The following is a 16,102-nucleotide window of genomic DNA, read 5'->3' as shown; positions in this document are numbered from 1 at the left end:
AAAACAGCAGCGCCCGGCAGATATCTACCGGGCACCGCAAAATCATCAAAGATGGCGAGGCCTTACTTGATCAGGCCAGCTTCTTTGTAGAAACGCTCAGCACCCGGATGCAGCGGCACACCAAGACCGTCCGTCGCGCTTTCCAACGTGATGGTTTTGCCTTTGGAATGGCCAACATCCAGCAGCTTGCGGGTCTTGTCGTTCCACATCGCTTTGGTGATGTTGTAGATCAGCTCGTCATCTTCTTTCGCGCTGGTGATCCACTGCGCACCAACAGTCAAAGTGGTTGTTGCATCAACACCCTGGTAGGCACCAGATGGAATGTCGGAGCTTGCAAAGAAGCCGTACTTCTCAACCAGACTTTCAGCTTCCGGACCAGTGATCGGAACGATCTTGATGTCTTCAGCAGACGCCAGCTCAACCACTGCACCGGTTGGGAAACCAGCAACCACAAAGAACGCATCAACCTTGCCGTTACGCAGTGCTTCCGCCGCAGCAGAACCCTTCAGCGCTTCAGCAGTGATGTCAGAGGTGGAAAGGCCATAAGCTGCAAGGATCAGGTTCGCATCCGTGTATGTGCCAGAACCCGGCTCATCCAAAGACACGCGCTTGCCTTTCAGGTCAGCAACAGAGTTGATGCCGCTGTCAGCTTTTGCAATCAAATGAATATGCTCTGGGAACAACGCTGCGATGGAACGCAGATCCTTCATCGGCTCTTTGCCTTCCATGGTGCCGGTACCGGAAAACGCCCAGTAAGCAACATCAGACTGCGCGAAACCAGAATTACGCAAGCCGGAGTTGATCGCATTCACATTATCAACGGAACCACGGGAAGAAACAGCAGAAGCAATCAAACCCGGCACACCGCAAGACCCACCAGCATCACACGCACGAGAGCCCGGAGGATTGGAGATCGCATTGGCGATCATGCCGCCAACCGGGTAGTAAGTGTAAGCTGTACCGCCTGTACCAATGGTAAAGAACTTAAGGTCCTGCGCCAAAGCCTGACCAGAAAACAGCGCCGCGCCGCCAACAATAGCTGCAGCTGTCGCCAATTTAGTAATGGAAGATAGAAGCGTCATAGCCCCCCCGGGAAATATACGAGAGACAGGATACTCTACGGCGTAGAAGCGCCATAAAATCGTCTGCCCCAAACACTATGAGAAGTCTGAGCAGTCACCGGAAAATCAAAAAGGACGCTCGACTGGTGTAATGAAGTGAACAAGAAACATTCACGCGAATTAGAAAACACGCTTCAACCAGAGATCGCAAGAGAAATACGAGATTTTTCGTAGGCAAGCGCAAGAAAATGTAATTTCAGGTCATTCCAAACGCGATTGACGCATGAATATGTCAGACAAAGTCTGATTTCGGAACAAAAGCTACAAAACCCATTCATGAGCCAAATTCCGCAAGAATTGCGAAGCACGTGCAAATTCAATTGAGTACAGTCCTGATACTACAAATTTGAGCGTGCACGTTCTCTTCGCTATAGACCGGATGGCTGCACATATGATTCATTGGGCTCCGCTGCAATGAAGGAGTGATTTTATGAGGGTAAGCGGCAAAAAGATGCTTCTGTTACTCGTTGTTCTGGTTGGCTTGCTGTTTGCTATCGGCGGCGCTGTTGTCTGGTGGATGATGCAACAACCCATGTTCAAGCCGGGCACCGTTGCCCAGCGCACTGACCTGACCCCCGTCGGCATCTCCGACGACTTCTGGGAAGTCGCACCAGATGTGAAGCTGAAACACTTCTCAACCGGAGAAGGCCGCAACATCCTCTTCATTCATGGCGGCCCCGGCATTCCAACAATGGCAAGCGCACCGGGTTTTGACCTGCTCGCAGACGAGTACCGCGTCAACTACTACGACCAGCGCGGTGTAGGCCGTTCCACACGCCCCTTCGACCGCTTCCCCGCAGAAGACAGCACATGGACAAAGATCCAACTGCTGGAAAGCACCCTCGGCATCTCTCAGCAACTGGCGGATATTGAACGCATCCGTAAACTGCTGGGCGATGACAAGCTCATCCTCATGGGCCACTCCTACGGCGCCTTGCTGGCCTCCCTCTATGCCGCTGAGTTCCCGGAAAATGTCGATAAGCTCGTGTTGCTGAACCCGGCAGATCTGCTCGTCTTCCCATCTGGCAACAAAGGCCTGTTTGAGAATGTTCGTGAGCGCCTGCCAGAGCGGGACCACAAAGCCTACGATAAATGGCAGCGCCGCTATCTGGACCTTGGTCAGGTCTTCAAAGAAGATGAAGCCAGCCTGCAACAGCTGGATGCAGACTTCCTGCCGTACTTCATCAAAGCCACGGGCGACACCATCAAAGGCGCCCCACCAATCTCACAGGATCTCTTCGGCAGCTGGTACACCCGCGCCCAGTTCTTCGGCCTTGGCAGACGCCATGACTGGAGCTCACATATGGGCAACATCACCGCTGATACCTTGATCATCCATGGCGATAAAGACTTCCAGCCACTCGCAGTCTCAGAGATCTATGAGGATGCAATCCCGCAGGCAAAGCTAGAACGCATTGAAGAAGCGGCCCACTTCCCGCACTTCAACAATCCAGAAGAGCTGGCCGGCAAGCTACGCCCGTTCCTGAACAAGTAACCACGATGAAACGCATGCTCCCGGCCAATCTGGGAGCATGCTGCATTCCATTCGGCGCAGGTCGCATCGAGGTACCTCCCGAGTACCGCGACCTCCCCAAAACAAAGCGCTCTACTCCTCCGCCTCAATCAGCTTGTGGCTGTCTTCTGCAGTCAGATCCAGCCCATAGGCCTCGCGCATATTTGCGATAAAGGCCAGCGTCTCCGGACCAAAAGGTGCCTTGCCTTCAAAGCTGTGCAGCACGATGCCTTCAACCAGATCCCCCAGCCCCATCTCATGATGAGCCGCCACGGCTTTGAGCACCTTCAGCACTCGTTTTTCAAGCCGCACTCCGGTCTGCACCCGTTCAATCTTACGTCGTGTCATGTGTGCCTCTCGCGCATCGGGTGGTTTACACCACAAACGAATCTGGTAACATGGTACCAAGTTACCATTCAAAATATCTCGGTTATTCCCTCATGTCAAACAATCTCAAAGGGGTCCTCTGGGCCCTTTTGGCTACGGCGTTGTTCACGCTCACCTCCGCCTTGGCCAAAATCGCAACAACAGAATATCACGTGCTGCAGATCCTTTTCTTCCGGCAATGCTTTGTCTTTGCCTCTGCCTTGCCCGTGCTCATCAAAACCTTCCCCCATGGTTTCAAAACCAGGCATCCGCTTCCTCATGCATTGCGTCTGACAGGCGCTTTCATCGCGCTCTCAACAGGCATTTGGGCGGTTGCGCTCCTCCCGCTCACAACAGCAACTACACTTGCCTTTGCCAAGGTCTTCTTTGTTGCCATCCTCGCCTCTCTGTTTTTAGGTGAGACAACAACAAGAACACGCGTCACCGGCATCATCCTTGGCTTCGTCGGCGTATTGATCGTCATCCGCCCCGCCTTTGACGGCTTTGCCAGCCTCTACACGCTCATCCCACTGGCAGGAGCCCTTGGAGCAGCTGTTGCTGTAGTCTGCGTCCGCAAGCTCTCTCAAACTGAGAGCACCGCAACGCTGCTCGGATATCAGGCTGTCTTCGTTGGCCTCATGGCAGGCGTACCCATGTTCTGGCTTTGGAAGACGCCAGACCTGTTCGGTCTATTGCTCCTCACCGCCATGGCCCTCATCGCCACTCTGGGCCAATGGGTCGGCATCAAAGCCCTCAGACTGGGAGAAGCCAGCGTGGTTGGAAGTGTAGAATACATCTCACTGATCTACGCCGCCCTGCTCGGACTTGTCCTCTTCTCCGAGCTGCCAGACACCTTCACCCTCATCGGTGCAGCGGTCATCATCTTCTCCGCCCTATACATGATGCAAAAGGAACACCGAAGAAAAGCAGCGCTAAAACCAACTTAGCGCACCGGGCATTGAGGGGAATAACTTTTCGGGCAGCCAGCAAAACGGGTTGCCCGTCTACCGTGGGACCATCAGCCCCGAGCAACGCAGAAAAAACGCATTCAACGCAAACGAACGCACAAAACAACGCAAAGCAGATATCCCCGCTCCAGAGGCCCTCGTCTAAAGGTAGGGAACCAGAATATCTGAAAGCACAGAGCCCTTCGGATAGGCGTAGACGCTGCCCTGTTCATAAACGTAAGGCGCAACTTCAAGACCCGCCTCAGCGCAAATGAGTTGGCCGCCCAGCACATCCCAGCTGTTCACGCAGCCATTGTAGGCGCCATCCACCTGCCCCATCGCCGCCTGACACAATGCCCACGCCGCAGAACCGCAAATCCGTATCTGATGCTGCTCTGACACCAGCTGGTTGACCTTGTTGAGGAAATCGAGGTTATTCTCCTGCTTGTAATTAAAGCACAGGTTCACCACCAGCTCATGGTCACAGGCCTGTCTGGGCCGCAATCTCTTGCCATCCTCAAACGCCCCTATCCCCCGCGCCGCATAAATCGTCCGGCGGTGAAAAGGCGCATGGACAACGGCAATCGCTGGTCCCTGCTCATCAACAAAAGCCATGGAAATACAAAAGTCTGGCCGCCCGTAAAGGTAGTTGGTCGTGCCATCAATCGGGTCAATCACCCAGCACGGCGGTTGCAGCTCACCACCCGTTTCTTCCCCCTTAAAGCCATGTTCCGGGAAGGCTTCGCTTAACGCCTGCTTGATGCGCCGCTCAACTTCACAGTCCGCTTCACTCACGTAATCCAACAAGCCTTTGCTGCCAATCTGCAGCTTGTCACGGTCATGAAAGACCTCAAGAGCATAAGCACCAACCTCCTCTGCAATCATTCGGGCTGTGGTGAGTATCTCTTGTTGCATGTCGGGCACCTTCGCTGGTTATGCCCCTCCTGCGTATCTCCGAAAAGTGGGAACCGGTTTTCGGATTAAGATACGCAAAAACAAGGCCTAAAGCAGTTTTATCGCAAACTGCCTTTAGGTATTGAGCAGTTCATTCAAAAGAGCAACTTCGTATCAGGACTACCTTCAGCCTTAGCCGCTAGCCTTTATCAGGAGTAGAAATGAGCTGGACTGAAACCTGATGAACCGAGAACTGCCCCTGCTCTACGCGTGTCTTGCTCTGGCCGGAACCATTCCGTTTATCGCCGGAGCCATAGGTTTATCAGTGGGTTACTCGTTTCTCCCATTGGTTGGCGCAACTGTCATCGCAGTCAGTTTGTACGCCCTTGTCATCCTCTCCTTCATGGCGGGAAGCCAATGGGGTATGTTCTTCATCGCTCCTCACCCAAGGCGTGCATGGCTGCTGTTATGGAGCAACTTTGTCGCACTGTCCGGCTGGTGCCTGTTCCTGTTTACCGCTCCGATCATCTTCATTCTGGGACTTATCATCCTGTTCTCAGGCATGCTGTTTGTTGATTTCTATTTGCAGAACCTGGAAATCACATCGCGAAACTACCTCGGCGTGCGCATCACAGCTACCATCATCACGCTCATCGCACTGGGCGTCATCGCCCTCAACGTTTAAAGCTTATCCCCTCTCGGCAACCTAAAACCCACCCACAAACAAAAAATGCCAGCAAGGTCTCCCTCACTGGCATCATAAAATCTAACTGCTTGGCAACGCTTACATATTGATAGAGCGCCACAGCATGGTAGACCGGTTCCCACTCCGGCAATACGCCAAAACAGGCCTAGGTGCTTCCGCCAGAAAATCAATCAATTCCTGACCAGCCTCGGCAAAATCTGTCCCCGGTCCAATCGGAATGTAAATGTGCTCCAGACCCTGCTCTTCAGCTGCCCCAGAAACCTCCAGATAAGTCGGCTGGTTCGGAGCTTCATCATCCGGACGGTTACAGACGATAGACCGGAAACCCTGCTCACGTGCCTTCTCCATGTCCTCAGGATAGAGCTGCCCGGCAACCCAGTAATCCTCGGTGAGTTGACGCGCACGCAGCTGGCCACCACCGCCACCTGAAATTTTCTGAAGTAGATTAGAGAACATTGACTGGCACTTTCAAATAGGTTTGACCGGTTTCGTTTTCTGCCTCAGGCAAACGACCGGCTCTCATATTCACCTGAATGCTCGGCACAATCAGGTTAGGCACATCAAGCGTTGTATCCCGAGCTTTGCGCATTTCGACGAACTTTTCACGACTAGTACTATTACCTACGTGAATGTTCTCCGCTTTCTCAGCAGCAACGGTTGTTTCAAACAAGATCTCACGCCCATTCGCACCATAGTCATGGCACATGAACAAACGCATTTCGTCAGGCAAACTCAACACCTTATGGATAGACGCATACAGCACGGACGCATCCCCACCCGGGAAGTCAGCACGGGCCGTACCACTGTCTGGCATAAACAGGGTGTCCCCCACAAACGCTGCATCACCAATCACATGCACCATGCACGCTGGCGTATGCCCCGGCGTATGCATCGCAAAGGCTTTCAGATTCCCGATCTGGTAGGTATCCCCGTCCTGAAACAGCTTGTCGAACTGGCTGCCATCGCGTGCAAACTCGGTGCCTGCATTGAACACTTTACCAAACACACCCTGAACAACTGTCACCTGCTCACCAATACCAATCTTGCCGCCCAACTTCTGCTGAATATACGGTGCAGCAGACAGGTGCTCAGCATGCACATGGGTTTCGAGCAGCCATTCCAGCTTCAGATCATTTTCGCGGATGTACGCAATGATTTCATCGGCATGCTCAAAGCTGATGCGCCCAGCCGGGTAGTCGATATCCATCACGCTGTCTATGACTGCACATGCCTTTGTTTCCGGGTCTGTGACCACATAGGTGATGGTGTTCGATACCGGGTCAAAGAAATCCTTGATCTCCACTTTCTGATCCATCTGCACTGGATAGCTGCTCATAACCTTCTCGCTCCTAAATCTATGATTTATCTAAGAAACGCATGACGTATCAGGCCTCTTTCAGTGCTCTTCGCATTGAAAGGCTGGCAACCAGTCTCGCGAACAGCATCCCCGCCGTCATGCATAAAACAAACACAATCGCCTGAGGCGACAGCAATGAAACTGAAACCAGTGCAGGCCCCGGACACAAACCGATTAATCCCCATCCCGCACCAAATGTAGCTGACCCAAAAATCAACCGTTTATCGATCTGCTGAAACGTCGGAATCCGAAAATCATCCGCCATAAACGGACGCGGTAGAAAGCGCGCCAGACGGAAGAACGGAGCCGCTACCAGAATGGCACCGCCCATCACAAAGGCGAGACTAGGGTCCCAATTTCCAAACACATCAAGGAAGTTTTGCACCTTCAAAGGATTGCTCATTCCCGCAACAACCAGCCCCGCCCCAAAGGTCAGGCCAGCTAAAAAACCAGCGATGATCCGTTGCATGTTATCCCCCCACCATGTGGCGAAAGATAAACACAACAGCAATGCCGACCGACATAAAGGTGATCGTCGCGGCCAGTGACCGAACAGACAGGCGCGACAAGCCACAAACACCATGCCCACTCGTGCATCCGCTTCCAAACACTGAGCCAAAGCCAACAAGAGCCCCCGCAATCGCGATCAGCGTCAAGTCTCCTGTAAACACTTGCTCAATCTCAAATCCCCCTGCCATCAGCAGCAGAGGCGCCAGAACGATCCCAACAACAAACGACAGTTGCCAGCCCTTCTCACCATGCACCCAGGCCGACTTGCCATTGGCAAGCGAACCGGACTCAAACAAGCGGCTGTAAATGCCGCTAATCCCCGCAATCCGCCCATTGGCGAGCAACAGGATGACCGTAGACAAGCCGATTAAAACGCCTCCGGCTAACGAGGCATATGGGGTAAACTCAGTCATGTTTTATACTCGTTCTTTCCCCTGCAGAGGAAAGTTCGGTTGATGGAGAAACTGACCAGGGCATGCGCGATACCATGGTCAAAATGTATGTTTTCTAATTTAGTTTTCACTAATATATAAATGTCAATTTTGGAGAGTCAAGTCACAACCAACAGCAATTATGCCAATCGCCTAATACTCATCGCCAGTTGCGCAGATTGATCGCCTCCCTTAGGCTTGCCGTATACGTAAAGAAACGACCCTAAATCGCTGTTGGGAGATGAATTTGGGAGAGCGTCGTTTCTGCTTGAAATACAAAGGAATGGATATGATTGACGAAGACCTGAAAGGTGAACTTGAGCTTTTTCGCGATAATGTAAAGCGGTTCATCGAAGCAGAGATTCTCCCGCACTACGACGAATGGGAGAAGACAGATATCTTCCCACGCGACATCTGGAACAAGATGGGCGAACAAGGCCTGCTCTCTGTAGACACCCCGGAAGCATATAGCGGGTTCGGCACCAACTTCCTCTTTTCCATGGTCATCATTGAAGAATTCACCCGCGCCAACTGTTCTGGTCTGGGCGTTTCTCTCAGCGTGCATTCCGATATTGTTGCCCCTTATATCCTCAATCACGGCAGTGAAGAGCAGAAGCAAATGTACCTGCCAAAGATGGTGACAGGCGAGTGCGTCGGCGCCATTGCAATGACTGAACCTGCAGCAGGTTCTGACCTTCAGGGCATCCGCACAATCGCACGCAAAGACGGCGACGATTACATCATCAACGGCAGTAAAATCTTCATCACCAACGGCCAGCATGCAGATGTTGTGATCGTTGTTGCCCGCACCAATCTGGATGTCTCCGGCTCCAAGGGAACCAGCCTATTCCTCGTTGATGCAGACAACCCGGGCTTCAAACGCGGTCAGAACCTCGACAAGATCGGCCTGCATTCCTCAGACACATCCGAGCTCTTCTTTGAGGACCTTCGCGTCCCGGCCAGCGCTTGCCTCGGCAGAATGGATGCTGGCTTCCACATCATGATGAATGAGCTCCCACGCGAACGACTTACCCTCGCTGTTGGCGCTGTTGCAGGTGCCGAAGGCGTACTGGCAATGACGGCTGATTACGTCAAAGAACGTCAGGCCTTCGGTCGCCCGGTTGCTACCCTTCAGAACACCCGCTTCAAAATGGCAGAAATGGCAACCGACGTCCGCACCCACCGCGCGTTCGTTGACGAATGCTGCCGCCTGTTCCTGGAAGGCAAGCTCGACAACACAACCGTCAGCATGGCTAAACTCGGCACAACAGAAATGCAGGGCCGCGTTGTAGATGACTGCCTCCAGCTCCACGGCGGCTACGGTTACATGAGAGAATACGGCGTTTCCCGCGCCTTCGTAGACGCCCGCGTCCAGCGCATCTACGGCGGTACCTCAGAAATCATGAAGGAACTGATCAGCCGCGAAGTCCTAGCTTAAACTTCTTCAGGGGGAGGCTCACGTCTCCCCTTTTGCTTATTGCACCAGCTTGTTGCGGACAACGCGCAGCTCATCAAACTGCATCACATCGTTTTCGGATGTCCAAAGATGCTTGCCTTCCCCTCTAAGGATGGTTCCAAGCTCAGGGCTGTAGGCATATTTGGTAACAATATCCTCGCCCTCTGCACTGACTGTTTCAAGCGTCACATCAAGCACATCATAGGCGCAACTGCCAACCTGCAAGCGGTCAGGCTCACCAACGGAAAACGTGTAGGGCACGTCTCTGCGTACAAGGTCTTCGTTCTCAAACACATCAATGGATGCCGTCCAGACCTTACCAACTTCCAGCGGAAAGAACTCAGCAAACGGTATATCTGGCACGTAAGTCCGATTGGTGTGAGCCCCTCGTTCATAGGAAAGGAACAAGCCCTTCTCATGAACATGTATCTGGTCACGCACTACCACATATCGCTCATTCAAATGCAGCTCTGTAACCTGTCCGTCCTCTTCAAGTCGAACAAACAAACGTGCGGGAATACTGCTGTTTATGAGGACCATTCCGGTTTTCATCGTGTCTGCGGTTGGGCACACTTGTGCAACAGCCGCGCCACCAAAGAGTACGCTTCCCAGAAGTCCTAAAATTGTTTTGCTTATAACGCCGGAGCTTTGCATCGATCTATCATGTAGATTTATTCTTCTATTTATGGACGCTTATCTAGCAGCATTCTGAAAAAAGAGGATTGATATATACGTTATGCCCATTAGTCACTTTGAACTACGTATATCAACATAACACTTTGGTTAGTGAACTGATATTGTTAATCAATTACAAACCAAGACGCTCAGTAATCCTCATTGCGTCGGTGTTGCGCTTTGACGCATGCAGCTTCAGGTTGGTGAGAATTGCACTGATCCGGATACCGCGGTTCGCAATCCAACGGTTTCGGTTGGATGGATGAGAAATACTGCGGTGATGCAAAGCCACTGGCAACCATTGGTCATTCAGCACCGGCGCACCAGAAGAACCCGGCAACGTATCACTTGAGTAAGTTATGAAGTGATCATGGACGCTCAGGATTTGACTGTTGCGAAGCGAAAGGCTCTTCAGCCCGCCATTGGGGTGATGAATGATTGAAACAGCTTCACCTTTCACCGCCTTGCCAGATTGAGGCAGCAATTTCAAAGAACCGAAGTCTGAGAGGGATCTGGCCTCTTTATTCCCCTCTTCGACTGAGACAAAACTAAAATCCAGATTGTCACTCGCACTGGTGAAGAAGATCTCATCCGTAATCGAGAACTCGGCAGACCGTCCAAGCGAAAAATCCTCATCCATTTCATATTGAAAGATAGCCGAGGCCTGCGCTGCGGACTGGCGCGACCGGATCACATGGTTATTGGTCAGAAGCAGGTTCGGCCCAACCATAAAGCCAGACCCTGCCCCTGCCGGAATACGTCCACTCCGATACAACTGAACCTTGCAGATAGACCGTGCAGCCGCGACCCCACGGCTGAGGTAGTTGATGGGGAAGATGTCAGAAACACCCATGATCCGCTCAAAGGCAGTGTTATCCCCCTCCGGGATCAAACTCTTGCGCACATGCAGGCGTTCCGGCTCATCCCAAACAGCATCACCAAACTCGCCTGTCCCATGTTCACTTGCCGGGCCGCAATCACATCTATCCTCACGCGAGTTCGCCATTATGAATTCTCACCTTATCCAACATCATCCTTCCTGAAGAAGACCAATCCAGACAGCTGCTGTGAGACCTCAGAGTTCATTCACCAAAAAACCAACTAAACACTCGCATTTTGGTCAGTGTCATTTTCTGCAAATCCAAAAAACTTTAGCTTACCCTCTTGAACAATCAGAAATTGCAATTACATTAGAACTACATTTGTAATGCAAAGGTGCTACATGCCATCAAGATCCATTTCGTTAAGCGTACGATTAACGCAAGAGGAATCGGAGCGCTTGGCCCGGTTGAACTTTCCGGAGGCCAAAACGCCAAGTGATAAAATCCGGGCACTCATTGCCGCACCGGAAAACAGCTTCGCATCATTGGGCGATGGCACGCACACATTTGCAGCGCGGAAACTGGTAAAGCCAGCAAGCGATATGCTCGACCAAAGCGATCGCCAGTCTGACGTGCTACGTTTGTTGACTGATCGTCTTCCGCTCCTTCTCGGGGAATTGGCTGGCAAAGCTGGCGAAACCGATCTGAAGGACGCAGAAGCTGCAGTTACAGAAGATTTTTTTGAGCTCATTGAGTTGGTGCTTCAGGCCGGATTGAGACGTAATCCACGCCTGCAAAACCCAGAACTCTTCAAAGAGCTTGTCGATGATATGCGCAGCTCCACTGAACTTTTGCGCAACCGTTTAAACTCGAAGTAATACTGGAGGACTCAATGTCTGAATCTCTTTTATCTCGCGTAGGTCGTCTGGTTTCCGGAACTGCCAACTCCATTGTTGATGCCGTCGAAAGCACTGCACCTGACATAGTAATGAAACAGGCTATTCGTGAACTCGACGGCGCTGTTGAAGACGTCCGCGATGCTCTCGGCAAAGCAGCCGTCAAAAAGCACGTAGCAAGCCAGCGGCTCGCCGAAACCAACAAGTCTCACGAAGAACTCTCAGAGAAAACCGCCATTGCATTACGCGCTGGCGAGAAGGATCTGGCCCGCGCGGCAGTTGCCCGCCAGATGGATCTGGAAGCGCAAATCCCGGTCCTGGAAAAAACAATTGCCGATGCTGGTGATGAAGAACAGGAGCTCAACAACTCCATCCTCGCTCTTCAGGGTCGTAAGCGCGAAATGTCAGACCAACTGGACGCTTACATTGCGCAGAAAAATGCGGCAACATCACAAAGCGCAACCGCAGATGGAAGCAGCGATCACAAGCTCAATACAGCCGTTGACAATGCCAACTCTGCATTTGATCGCGCAATGAAAGCGGCTACAGGAGTACCGGGTATCGCAAACTCAGGAAGTATGGCCGACGATGCAAAACTCGCAAAGCTGGATCAGATGACCCGCGACCACCGCGTAGAAGAGCGCCTTGCTGCGCTGGAAGCTGAACTGGAATAACAGCAACCGGCAATCATAGTGTTCATTGGGGGATGAATTGGCACAACTACTTTTTTCAAGCGAGACCTATCTCTTCACGCTCGCCATCTTCGTCATGCTCGCTCTGGCGCTGCTCGAAGTTGTCGGCATGGTGTTCGGGCTATCTCTTTCCGGTCTGGTCGATGATGTATTGCCCGATCTGGATATCGATGCTGATGTCGATATGGATGCAGACGTCTCGGTAGACGCGGTTGGCCTTGGCCCCGTCGACGGGTTCCTGGCATGGCTGGCCGTGGGCAAGGTCCCGTTCATCGTCTTGCTGATCATCCTGCTTACCAGCTTCGGCATCATAGGTGTGCTGATACAGTACACCGCTGCATCTGTCATAGGCTCATCAATCCCCTTCTGGATGGCGCTCATCCCGACAGTGATTGTCAGCTTCTGGTTCACCGCCACAACTGGCCATGCCATTGGCCGCATCATGCCCAAGGAAGAGACAGACGCACGCTCACGAAACAATTTGGTGGGCGAAGTTGCAGTCCTGACACTTGGCAATGCGACCATGGCTTTGCAGGCAGAAGCCCGCGTTACGGATAATTTTGGCACACGACATTACGTGCAGGTCATTCCAGACCAGCCAAACATCACATTAATGCAGGGAGACGAAGTCTTGCTTGTCGGCTTAAAAGGCTCCCTTTTCACAGCAATTGCGAACCCACACAAAAATTTATCACCTCGCCCAGACACGCTTGCAGATTAATCTCTCAATTTGAGGCCCAATATGTTTACAGAAAATCAGAACTCCGCCTTGGAGTCAGCCACTGGACTGACTGAGATGCTCGTCCTGGCAGCCGTTGTCCTTATTGCCCTTCTCGCAATCGGCATTGTCTTCTCCCGCCTCTACACCCGCTCTTCAAAAGAAGTTGCGTTTGTACGGACTGGTTTTGGCGGTCAGAAAGTCATCATGAACGGCGGCGCAATCGTCTTGCCAGTCCTTCATGACATCATTCAGGTGAATATGAACACCTTGCGCCTTGAAGTGCGCAGAGCCGATGAAGCAGCCCTTATCACCCGAGACCGCATGCGCGTCGACGTGGTGGCCGAGTTCTACCTGCGTGCTCAGCCAACCATCGAATCCATTGCCAATGCCGCACAAACCCTCGGCACTCGTACCATGCGTCCGGAAGACCTGAAGCACCTCATTGAAGGTAAGTTCGTTGATGCTCTGCGCGCCGTGGCTGCTGAAATGGCAATGGAAGAACTGCACGAGCAACGCGTCTCCTTTGTGCAGAAGGTACAGGCAGCCGTCTCCGAAGATCTGCTGAAAAACGGCCTTGAGCTGGAATCAGTCTCCCTGACCGGTCTTGACCAGACTCGCATGGAATACTTCAATCCGAACAACGCGTTTGATGCAGAAGGTCTGACCAAGCTCACGCAAGAGATTGAAGAGCGTCGCAGAAAGCGCAACGACATTGAGCAGGATACAGAAGTCCTGATCCGCCGCAAAAACCTCGAAGCTGAGCAACAAAAGCTCGAAATCGCCCGTGAGGAAGAATACGCTTCACTGGAACAGCAGCGCGATCTGGAAATTCGCAAAGCCAAGCAGCAAGCATTGATTGCCACGGAACAGGCAGAGCGTCGCCGTGATGCAGAGCAGGCAGATATCACGTCAAAGCTGGAAATCCGCCAGTCAGCAATCGCATCCGAGCGCCAGGTCAAAGAGCAGGAAATTCTCAAGGACCGCGCACTCGAAGAAACGCGCATCGAAAAAGAGAAGGTCCTTGAACTAATCGAGCAAGATCGTTCTATAGCAGTTTCAGAAAAATCCAAGGCGCTTTCCAATGCTGATGCAGCTGCAAACGAAGCCCGTGCAGTTGCTATCAAAGCTGAAGAACAGGTTATCACCGCCCGTGAGATCGAAGTCGCCGAACGTCAGAAACAGGTCGATCTGGTTCAGGCAGCTCAGGATGCAGAACGCTCCGCAATCTCCGTCACAGTTGGTGCGGAAGCAGAAAAGCAAGCTGCGGAAGACCATGCAGAAGCTGTTCGTCTGAAAGCAGGCGGTGATGCGGATCAGATCCGTATTGCGGCAAACGCGGAAGCCGACGCCGTCACGACCCGTGCAGAAGCTGACAAACTCCGCCTTGCAGTGGAAGCAGAAGGTCAGCGTATCCTCAACGAGGCATCCAACCTCCTGTCACCAGAACAGATCAACATGCAGGTCAAACTGGCTTTGATCGAAGCTCTGCCACAAGTCATCAGCGCCAGCGTGAAGCCAATGGAAAACATCGACGAGATCAAGATCCTTCAGGTCGATGGTCTGGGTGGTGCAGCACCAGCAGCCAACGGAACACCAGCAGAAGGGTCTGCCGGTCTCTCCGATCAGCTGGTCAACTCAGCTCTGAGATACCGCTCTCAGGCCCCATTGGTCGACAGTCTCCTTGGAGAGCTGGGCATCTCCGGCGCAACGCCAAACGAGATGGCACAGTCAGTCTCTAAAGAGACCGTATAAAACACAAAAGCCCCGCTCAAAAGCGGGGCTTTTTCATTCAAAACAAAACACTTAGATACCCATTTGCCGACTGGCCAGATCCTTCATGATCTCTGAAGAACCGCCACCAATCGTCATCACCTTGGTCTCACGGTAAATGCGCTCAACCTTGGTTCCGCGCATGTAACCTGCACCACCAAGGATCTGCAGACACTCATTGGCCACATATTCCAGTGTGCTTGTTGCAAGGTTCTTCGCCATGCAGATCTCGGTGATCGGGCTTTCTCCCAGCTGCAACCGCTGCGCCAGCTCTTCCAGCACAGCCCGAACTGCCTGCATCTTCATCGCCATATCAACAAATTTGTGCCGAATAACCTGACGATAAATGAGCGGCTTGCCGAACGTCTCGCGCTGCTTCGCCCAGTCAAGCGCCTCTTCAAAAACACCCAGCATGTGCCCATAACAGGCAGAAGCAAGGAACAGGCGCTCATTGTTGAAGTTCATCATGATGCCCATGAACCCGGCATTCTCTCCGCCAATCAGGTTTTCGACAGGCACCTTCACATTGTCAAAATGCAGCGTAGCGGTGTCAGAGGCCCACCATCCCATCTTGTGCAACGGCGTCTGAGTAAAACCCTCCATACCCTTTTCAACCAGCATCAGCGAAATACCGCCCATGCCCGTATCACCCGTCCGCACAGCAACCGTATAGTAGTCCGCACGCATACCGGAGGTGATGAAGGTCTTCTCACCATTCAGGACGTAATGACCATTCTCACGGCGGGCAACCGTCTTCAGGTTCTGCACATCTGATCCACCGCCCGGCTCGGTGATCGCAAGCGCCGAAATCTTCTCGCCTGCCAAAACTGACGGGATCACCCGTGCCTTCAACTCATCAGACCCAAGGTGCGCAATTGGAGGCGTGCCAATGGTGTGGCTCATCAAGCCCGCATTGATGCCTCCGCTCCCTGCACGTCCAAGCTCAACAGCGGAGAGATAAGACAACGGATAATCGATACCCGTCCCGCCATACTCCTCAGGAAACATGATGCCGAGCAGCCCAACATCCGCCGCCTTTTTGTAAAGCTCACGAGGAAACTCGTTGGCTTCATCCCACTGGGCGACGTAAGGAGTGATCTCCTTGGCAATGAAACGGGAAAGCACATCACGAAAAGCCTCATGCTCCTCGTTGAACATGGTGGACTTGCGCTTCAATCCGAAGTCAGGAAGACTCAAACTCATCATATTCTCCTCCGCAAAACCTG

General features: G+C 52.6%; 18 protein-coding genes. 8 read left to right on the top strand and 10 right to left on the bottom strand.

Annotated elements, in window-relative coordinates; translation table 11 throughout:
• Positions 1–62: 62 nt before the first annotated feature.
• Entirely contained in the window at positions 63–1,082 is a 1,020-nt protein-coding gene (locus tag PsWM33_RS10535; protein ID WP_063298405.1) for a TAXI family TRAP transporter solute-binding subunit, read from the bottom strand.
• A 469-nt stretch (positions 1,083–1,551) separates the two neighbouring features.
• Between PsWM33_RS10535 and PsWM33_RS10530 the strand changes: the two genes are divergently transcribed.
• The gene (locus PsWM33_RS10530) at positions 1,552–2,616 is read left to right on the top strand and encodes an alpha/beta fold hydrolase (protein ID WP_063300175.1); all 1,065 of its coding nucleotides are present in this window, start codon (positions 1,552–1,554) and stop codon (positions 2,614–2,616) included.
• Between the two features lie 111 nt (positions 2,617–2,727).
• On the opposite strand, the gene PsWM33_RS10525 is transcribed toward PsWM33_RS10530, so the two are convergent.
• A complete protein-coding gene (locus PsWM33_RS10525; RefSeq protein ID WP_063298407.1) occupies positions 2,728–2,982 on the bottom strand; it encodes a hypothetical protein in 255 nt (84 codons plus the stop codon).
• A 92-nt stretch (positions 2,983–3,074) separates the two neighbouring features.
• Between PsWM33_RS10525 and PsWM33_RS10520 the strand changes: the two genes are divergently transcribed.
• On the top strand, positions 3,075–3,947 hold the full coding sequence (locus tag PsWM33_RS10520; protein ID WP_063300174.1) for a DMT family transporter: 873 nt from the start codon (positions 3,075–3,077) through the stop codon (positions 3,945–3,947).
• Positions 3,948–4,109: 162 nt separating this feature from the next.
• Here PsWM33_RS10520 and PsWM33_RS10515 read toward each other — a convergent pair whose 3' ends face one another.
• Positions 4,110–4,862: an inositol monophosphatase family protein gene (locus PsWM33_RS10515; RefSeq protein WP_063300173.1), complete on the bottom strand. Its 753-nt coding sequence runs from the start codon at positions 4,860–4,862 to the stop codon at positions 4,110–4,112.
• A gap of 220 nt (positions 4,863–5,082) precedes the next feature.
• On the opposite strand from PsWM33_RS10515, the gene PsWM33_RS10510 reads away from it, so the two are divergent.
• Entirely contained in the window at positions 5,083–5,526 is a 444-nt protein-coding gene (locus tag PsWM33_RS10510; protein ID WP_082826966.1) for a DUF3429 domain-containing protein, read from the top strand.
• Positions 5,527–5,625: 99 nt separating this feature from the next.
• Here PsWM33_RS10510 and PsWM33_RS10505 read toward each other — a convergent pair whose 3' ends face one another.
• The 4 genes from PsWM33_RS10505 to PsWM33_RS10490 are packed head-to-tail and all read right to left on the bottom strand — an operon-like array spanning position 5,626 to position 7,827.
• The gene (locus PsWM33_RS10505; protein ID WP_063300172.1) at positions 5,626–6,003 is read right to left on the bottom strand and encodes a TIGR01244 family sulfur transferase; all 378 of its coding nucleotides are present in this window, start codon (positions 6,001–6,003) and stop codon (positions 5,626–5,628) included.
• On the bottom strand, positions 5,993–6,883 hold the full coding sequence (locus PsWM33_RS10500; RefSeq protein ID WP_082826965.1) for an MBL fold metallo-hydrolase: 891 nt from the start codon (positions 6,881–6,883) through the stop codon (positions 5,993–5,995). Before PsWM33_RS10500 ends, PsWM33_RS10505 begins: the two co-directional genes overlap by 11 nt.
• A gap of 49 nt (positions 6,884–6,932) precedes the next feature.
• Positions 6,933–7,373, bottom strand: a complete 441-nt coding sequence (locus tag PsWM33_RS10495) for a DUF6691 family protein (RefSeq protein WP_063300171.1) — start codon at positions 7,371–7,373, stop codon at positions 6,933–6,935.
• Position 7,374: 1 nt separating this feature from the next.
• Positions 7,375–7,827: a YeeE/YedE family protein gene (locus PsWM33_RS10490; RefSeq protein WP_063300170.1), complete on the bottom strand. Its 453-nt coding sequence runs from the start codon at positions 7,825–7,827 to the stop codon at positions 7,375–7,377.
• 307 nt (positions 7,828–8,134) lie between these two features.
• Between PsWM33_RS10490 and PsWM33_RS10485 the strand changes: the two genes are divergently transcribed.
• Positions 8,135–9,283 carry an acyl-CoA dehydrogenase family protein gene (locus PsWM33_RS10485; protein WP_063300252.1) on the top strand — a complete coding sequence of 383 codons (1,149 nt, stop codon included), beginning with the start codon at positions 8,135–8,137 and terminating at the stop codon, positions 9,281–9,283.
• 36 nt (positions 9,284–9,319) lie between these two features.
• On the opposite strand, the gene PsWM33_RS10480 is transcribed toward PsWM33_RS10485, so the two are convergent.
• Positions 9,320–9,955, bottom strand: coding sequence for a hypothetical protein (locus PsWM33_RS10480; RefSeq protein ID WP_063300169.1), 636 nt, complete (start codon positions 9,953–9,955; stop codon positions 9,320–9,322).
• 154 nt (positions 9,956–10,109) lie between these two features.
• Positions 10,110–10,982, bottom strand: coding sequence for a trypsin-like serine peptidase (locus PsWM33_RS10475; protein ID WP_063300168.1), 873 nt, complete (start codon positions 10,980–10,982; stop codon positions 10,110–10,112).
• Positions 10,983–11,255: 273 nt separating this feature from the next.
• On the opposite strand from PsWM33_RS10475, the gene PsWM33_RS10470 reads away from it, so the two are divergent.
• Genes PsWM33_RS10470 through PsWM33_RS10455 form a run of 4 tightly spaced genes read left to right on the top strand, consistent with a single transcriptional unit; the run spans position 11,256 to position 14,858 of the window.
• Positions 11,256–11,675, top strand: a complete 420-nt coding sequence (locus PsWM33_RS10470; protein ID WP_208860197.1) for a hypothetical protein — start codon at positions 11,256–11,258, stop codon at positions 11,673–11,675.
• 14 nt (positions 11,676–11,689) lie between these two features.
• Positions 11,690–12,367, top strand: coding sequence for a PspA/IM30 family protein (locus PsWM33_RS10465; RefSeq protein WP_063300167.1), 678 nt, complete (start codon positions 11,690–11,692; stop codon positions 12,365–12,367).
• 37 nt (positions 12,368–12,404) lie between these two features.
• Positions 12,405–13,106, top strand: a complete 702-nt coding sequence (locus PsWM33_RS10460) for an OB-fold-containig protein (RefSeq protein ID WP_063290129.1) — start codon at positions 12,405–12,407, stop codon at positions 13,104–13,106.
• A 21-nt stretch (positions 13,107–13,127) separates the two neighbouring features.
• The gene (locus tag PsWM33_RS10455) at positions 13,128–14,858 is read left to right on the top strand and encodes a flotillin family protein (protein WP_082826964.1); all 1,731 of its coding nucleotides are present in this window, start codon (positions 13,128–13,130) and stop codon (positions 14,856–14,858) included.
• A 51-nt stretch (positions 14,859–14,909) separates the two neighbouring features.
• Here PsWM33_RS10455 and PsWM33_RS10450 read toward each other — a convergent pair whose 3' ends face one another.
• On the bottom strand, positions 14,910–16,082 hold the full coding sequence (locus tag PsWM33_RS10450; RefSeq protein WP_082826963.1) for an acyl-CoA dehydrogenase family protein: 1,173 nt from the start codon (positions 16,080–16,082) through the stop codon (positions 14,910–14,912).
• Positions 16,083–16,102: the final 20 nt, after the last annotated feature.

The sequence above is a fragment of the Pseudovibrio sp. WM33 genome (assembly GCF_001623165.1).
GTDB lineage: Bacteria > Pseudomonadota > Alphaproteobacteria > Rhizobiales > Stappiaceae > Pseudovibrio.
Note: the sequence above shows the minus strand (reverse complement) of the source record. Positions and strands in the feature narration are given on the sequence as shown.

Bases quoted from the DNA above. Each gene is read 5' to 3' on its own strand.
- PsWM33_RS10510 (WP_082826966.1), top strand. From the start codon at position 5,083: ATGAACCGAGAACTGCCCCTGCTCTACGCGTGTCTTGCTCTGGCCGGA.
- PsWM33_RS10485 (WP_063300252.1), top strand. From the start codon at position 8,135: ATGATTGACGAAGACCTGAAAGGTGAACTTGAGCTTTTTCGCGATAAT.
- PsWM33_RS10505 (WP_063300172.1), bottom strand. From the start codon at position 6,003: ATGTTCTCTAATCTACTTCAGAAAATTTCAGGTGGCGGTGGTGGCCAG.
- PsWM33_RS10450 (WP_082826963.1), bottom strand. From the start codon at position 16,082: ATGATGAGTTTGAGTCTTCCTGACTTCGGATTGAAGCGCAAGTCCACC.
- PsWM33_RS10525 (WP_063298407.1), bottom strand. From the start codon at position 2,982: ATGACACGACGTAAGATTGAACGGGTGCAGACCGGAGTGCGGCTTGAA.
- PsWM33_RS10465 (WP_063300167.1), top strand. From the start codon at position 11,690: ATGTCTGAATCTCTTTTATCTCGCGTAGGTCGTCTGGTTTCCGGAACT.
- PsWM33_RS10500 (WP_082826965.1), bottom strand. From the start codon at position 6,883: ATGAGCAGCTATCCAGTGCAGATGGATCAGAAAGTGGAGATCAAGGAT.
- PsWM33_RS10535 (WP_063298405.1), bottom strand. From the start codon at position 1,082: ATGACGCTTCTATCTTCCATTACTAAATTGGCGACAGCTGCAGCTATT.
- PsWM33_RS10495 (WP_063300171.1), bottom strand. From the start codon at position 7,373: ATGCAACGGATCATCGCTGGTTTTTTAGCTGGCCTGACCTTTGGGGCG.
- PsWM33_RS10490 (WP_063300170.1), bottom strand. From the start codon at position 7,827: ATGACTGAGTTTACCCCATATGCCTCGTTAGCCGGAGGCGTTTTAATC.
- PsWM33_RS10480 (WP_063300169.1), bottom strand. From the start codon at position 9,955: ATGCAAAGCTCCGGCGTTATAAGCAAAACAATTTTAGGACTTCTGGGA.
- PsWM33_RS10455 (WP_082826964.1), top strand. From the start codon at position 13,128: ATGTTTACAGAAAATCAGAACTCCGCCTTGGAGTCAGCCACTGGACTG.
- PsWM33_RS10475 (WP_063300168.1), bottom strand. From the start codon at position 10,982: ATGGCGAACTCGCGTGAGGATAGATGTGATTGCGGCCCGGCAAGTGAA.
- PsWM33_RS10530 (WP_063300175.1), top strand. From the start codon at position 1,552: ATGAGGGTAAGCGGCAAAAAGATGCTTCTGTTACTCGTTGTTCTGGTT.
- PsWM33_RS10520 (WP_063300174.1), top strand. From the start codon at position 3,075: ATGTCAAACAATCTCAAAGGGGTCCTCTGGGCCCTTTTGGCTACGGCG.
- PsWM33_RS10515 (WP_063300173.1), bottom strand. From the start codon at position 4,862: ATGCAACAAGAGATACTCACCACAGCCCGAATGATTGCAGAGGAGGTT.